Source organism: Aphanothece microscopica RSMan92 (assembly GCF_046613545.2).
In the GTDB taxonomy this organism is placed as follows: Bacteria; Cyanobacteriota; Cyanobacteriia; order PCC-6307; family Cyanobiaceae; genus NIES-981.
Genome location: NZ_JBKKKY020000111.1, coordinates 1 through 4109 on the forward strand (window position 1 = coordinate 1; position 4109 = coordinate 4109).

Annotated in this window: 4 protein-coding genes and 1 pseudogene; 2 read left to right on the forward strand and 3 right to left on the reverse strand. The window is 70.0% G+C overall.

Annotated elements, in window-relative coordinates; all coding sequences use genetic code 11:
- Window positions 1-59 precede the first annotated feature (59 nt).
- Complete coding sequence (locus tag ACLD7X_RS15920) at window positions 60-1607, forward strand: cryptochrome/photolyase family protein (RefSeq protein WP_411424664.1); 1548 nt, start codon at window positions 60-62, stop codon at window positions 1605-1607.
- Here ACLD7X_RS15920 and msrA read toward each other — a convergent pair.
- The 3 genes from msrA to ACLD7X_RS15935 all read right to left on the reverse strand — a co-directional run bounded on the left by msrA (window position 1604) and on the right by ACLD7X_RS15935 (window position 3708).
- On the reverse strand, window positions 1604-2290 hold the full coding sequence (gene msrA / locus ACLD7X_RS15925) for a peptide-methionine (S)-S-oxide reductase MsrA (RefSeq protein ID WP_411424661.1): 687 nt from the start codon (window positions 2288-2290) through the stop codon (window positions 1604-1606). The genes ACLD7X_RS15920 and msrA overlap by 4 nt on opposite strands.
- 73 nt (window positions 2291-2363) lie before the next feature.
- A complete protein-coding gene (locus ACLD7X_RS15930; RefSeq protein WP_411424662.1) occupies window positions 2364-2597 on the reverse strand; it encodes a hypothetical protein in 234 nt (77 codons plus the stop codon).
- Window positions 2598-2835: 238 nt separating this feature from the next.
- Window positions 2836-3708: a GNAT family N-acetyltransferase gene (locus ACLD7X_RS15935; protein ID WP_411424663.1), complete on the reverse strand. Its 873-nt coding sequence runs from the start codon at window positions 3706-3708 to the stop codon at window positions 2836-2838.
- 49 nt (window positions 3709-3757) lie between these two features.
- Between ACLD7X_RS15935 and ACLD7X_RS15940 the strand changes: the two are divergent.
- Window positions 3758-4109, forward strand: a pseudogene (locus ACLD7X_RS15940) (AarF/ABC1/UbiB kinase family protein); the annotation flags it as partial.

Genomic DNA, 4109 nt, shown 5'->3' on the forward strand with positions numbered 1-4109 from the left:
TCGGTCGAGCGGGGCTATGCCGCCGCGGTGGCCCGCCGCGCCTGCCGTCTGGCCTCCCGATGATCGGCATCTGGGTTCTGGGGGACCAGCTCCACCCCGCCCAGAGCGCCCTGGCGGCCCATCGGCCCGGCGGGGCCCGGGTGCTGCTGGTGGAGAGCCTCTCGGTGCTGGCCCAGCGCCGCTACCACCGCCAGAAGCTCGTGCTGGTCTGGAGCGCCATGCGCCACTTCGCCGAGGACCTGCGGGAGCTGGGCTGGCCGGTGGACCACCGCCGGGCGTCGACCTTCGCCGAGGCCGTCGGGGCCTGGATCGACGACCACGGCATCCGGGACCTGCACCTGATGGAGCCTGCGGACCGCCCCTTCCGCGCGGCGATCGAGGAGCTGCTGGCTCGGCTGGCTTCCCAAGGCACGGCTCCCCGGGTTGTCTGGCATCCCTCCAACGCCTTCCTCTGGAGCAGCGAGGCCTTCGACGCCTGGGCCGGCCGCTACCGGCAGCTGCGGATGGAGCGCTTCTACCGGGAGGGACGGCGGCGTTTCGGCGTACTGCTCGATGGGCAGGGCCAGCCGCTCGGGGGCCAGTGGAACTTCGACCAGGCCAACCGCCAGGCTCCCCCCAAGGGCCTCCGCGGGCCCCGTCCGCTGTGGTTCGATCCGGACCCCATCACCGAAGCCGTGATCCGTGAGGTGGAGGCCCTGCCCGACCTCCCCGGCCACAGCCGGCCGTTCGGCTGGGCGATCAGCCGCGGGCAGGCCCTGGCGGCCCTGGAGCACGCCATCGCCACCCGTCTCGATGGTTTCGGTCCCTACCAGGACGCCATGGTCGGCGGGGAGCCGACCCTGTGGCACACCCTGATCTCCCCCTACCTCAACCTGGGATTGCTCCATCCCCTGGAGGTGATCCGCCGCCTGGAGCAGGCCGGGCTGGAGCGCGGCACCCCCCTGCCCAGCCTGGAGGGTCTGATCCGCCAGATCCTGGGCTGGCGGGAATACATGCACGGCCTCTACGGCTGGTTCGGGGCGGACTATGCCGCCAGCAATCACTTCGACCACCGCCGGCCGCTGCCCCCCAGCTTCGAGGCCCTCGGCGGCAGCGGCATGGCCTGCCTGGACACGGTGTTCGCCGAGATCGAAGCCAGCGGCTACGCCCACCACATCCAGCGGCTGATGGTGATCGCCAACTACGGGCTCCTGGCCGGCCTCGACCCCCAGGCCCTCACCGCCTGGTTCCACCGCATGTTCATCGACGGGTTCGACTGGGTGATGCAGCCCAATGTGCTCGGCATGGGCCTGTTCGCCGATGGGGGGAGGCTCGCCAGCAAGCCCTATGCGGCCAGCGGCAACTACATCAACCGGATGAGCACCTACTGCCGCGGCTGCCGCTACGACGTGAAGCAGCGCGTCGGCTCCGGAGCCTGCCCCTTCAATGCCCTGTACTGGGATTTTCTGCAACGCCACCGCGATCGCCTCGGCGGTAACCCCCGCATGGCCCTGGTGATGCGGCAGCTGGAGAAACTGCCACCCGAGGAGCTCGAGGCCATCCGTGCCACGGCGGCCGCCCATCGGGAGGGATGGGGCGGCACGGGCGGCGATCCCGGGCCCGGCTAGCGGCTCAGCTGGGGAAAGGCTGCACGGAATGCGGCCAGTTTGGGCAGGTCGTGCACCACGACGTAGGGATGCAGGGGATTGCGCCGCACGAAGTCCTGGTGGTAGTCCTCCGCCGGATAGAAACGGTCGCTGGCTTCCACCCGGGTGGCGATCGGTCTGTCGAAGCTGCCGGAGCGATCCAGTTGCTGGATGTAGGCCCGCGCCACGCTCTGGAGCTGGGGATCGGTGGTGAAGATCGCCGAGCGGTACTGCGGGCCCACGTCCGGCCCCTGGCGGTTGTGTTCGGTCGGGTCGTGGGCGACGGCGAAGAACACCTTGAGCAGCTGGCCGTAGCTCACCTGGGTGGGGTCGTAGGTGATGCGGATCCCTTCGGCATGGCCGGTGGTGCCCCGGCTGACCTCGGCATAGCGGGCCGTCTCACCAGAGCCGCCCGCATAGCCGGTCTCCACGCTTCTCACCCCCTTCACCGCCTCGAAGATCGCCTCCATGCCCCAGAAGCAGCCGCCGGCGAGCACGGCGGTGCGGTCGGCTCCTGGCTGCCGGCCCGGGTCGAGGGCTGGATCGGGCAGGCTCGATGCCTGGGCGGCTCCAGGCCGCAGCGGCACCTCGCCGCCCAGCAGCAGCGGCAGGGCCAGCAGCGCGGCCAGGGCGGCGCTGATCGGAACCAGGACAGGCAGGCGCATGGCGATCGGAAAGCCTTCTCTGTCTACCGGCCACGGGGGCCAACGGATGGCCGTGCCGGCAGGAGGGAGGTGGTCAGCCGGTCTGTCGCAACGCCTCGGTACAGGCTGTGGAGCAGCTGTGATCCAGCAGATCACAGGCGACAAGACAGGTGAAGTAGGTGTCGACCGCATCCCAGCGGTGTTCCTTCTGCTCACAGCTCATCGGATTCGAATCCGTCGCGAGGATGCAGCGGTAGAGCATCTCCCTGGCGTCGTGGAGCGTGGGGGCAGGGGTAGAGGCAAGGGTGTTGGTGGAGGGGGTGGTCATGGCAGTGCGGCGGTGGAGGGGGGAGAGGTGACGCTGACGACTTTGCTGGGACCTGAGATGACCGGAATTGGCCAGGAATTAAGTGGGTATGGATACTCATTCACTCGCGTACTTTCAGCTTAATTGGGCTTCGCTACTTCGGGAAAACTATGGCGATGATCGTTACGGCGGCACGCACCCTGGGGCAGGGCCAGCTGCTGCCGCCCTCCCTGGCGAGGGCAGCGGGTCTGGTGAAGGATCAACCGAGCTCGAGACAGGCCAGTCCGTAGACATCGCCCAGCCCCACCGCCGGGGGCTCGCCGCGATACATCCGCAGCATCCTGTCCACCGGCTGGAAACCCAGCCGCCGCATCAGAGGATCGCCTGCCGCGTTGGCTCCGGGCACATCGATCAGCACCACCCCCGGGTGGCTGTCGAGCATGCGCCGCAGCAGCCGCTCCGCCAGCTGCGGGTTGTCCGCCAGGAGCGGACCGATCCGCCAGCCTTCGCCGCGTCTCAGCAGGCAGGGGCGGATCCTTCCGAAGCCGTGACACGCCCCCTGCCCATCGACCAGGGCCAGCACCCGACCGCCGCTCTGGTTCAGCCAGTCGGCCAGGAAATGGGGGCGCGGCGTCGGCTCCCGCTGCGCGTCGTAGGCCTGCACGGCCTGGCTGGGCAGGGCCGCACCCTCCACCAGCTGCAGGTCGTCGTCGGGGGCTGCCATGGCTTGGTGGCCGCTGGCCACCAGTTGCCAGCGGCAGGTGGGTGAGGCCGGCTCGAATCCCCATTGCCGGTAGTCCTCGACCCGCTCCTGCGCCGCCTCGAGGCCGATGCAGGGAAGGTCCTCGAGGTGGGCCATGGCATGCCGCCACAGGGCCAGCCCATGCCCCAGCCCCCGGTGGGCCGGATCGACCAGGAACAGGCCGATGAACCCGTAGGCCGCGTTGTAGCGCACACCGGCGATGCAGCCGATCGGCTGGCCGTTCAGCTCCCGCACCCACAGGCCCTGGCGGTCGGTGTGGCGGTAGACGGCCACATCGCCGAGGCCCGGGCAGAACCCCGCCTCCCTGGCCCAGCCCACCACCGTGGGGATGTCCTGACGGCGGAGCGGACGGATCGAGCCATGGACCATGCGGGCGCACCCGGTTCCTACCAGGATGGGGCCGCAGCGGCGGGCCGGGATGCTCAGCGGTTCCTCCAGGGCTCTCGAGATCGTGCGGGTGGTCTCCCAGCACCAGTGGGACTACCTGCGCAGCCTGCTGAGCACCCCGTGGGCAACCGATCAGGACCAGCAGCCCAGCCTGCCGGCACCCGAGGTGCTCTGCCGGGTGCTGACCGAGCTCGGGCCGGTGTTCGTGAAGGTGGGACAGCTGCTCAGCACCCGTCCGGACCTGTTGCCCGATGCCTACATCCGCGCCCTGGCCCGGCTGCAGAGCGCTGTGCCGGCCGCCCCGTGGAGCGAGGTCGAGCCGCGCCTGCTGGAGCAGCTGAACGGCCCCCTCGAGGAGGCCTTCGCCAGCTTCGACCAGACTC

Bases quoted from the DNA above. Each gene is read 5' to 3' on its own strand.
- ACLD7X_RS15920 (WP_411424664.1), top strand. From the start codon at position 60: ATGATCGGCATCTGGGTTCTGGGGGACCAGCTCCACCCCGCCCAGAGC.
- msrA (WP_411424661.1), bottom strand. From the start codon at position 2,290: ATGCGCCTGCCTGTCCTGGTTCCGATCAGCGCCGCCCTGGCCGCGCTG.
- ACLD7X_RS15930 (WP_411424662.1), bottom strand. From the start codon at position 2,597: ATGACCACCCCCTCCACCAACACCCTTGCCTCTACCCCTGCCCCCACG.
- ACLD7X_RS15935 (WP_411424663.1), bottom strand. From the start codon at position 3,708: ATGGTCCATGGCTCGATCCGTCCGCTCCGCCGTCAGGACATCCCCACG.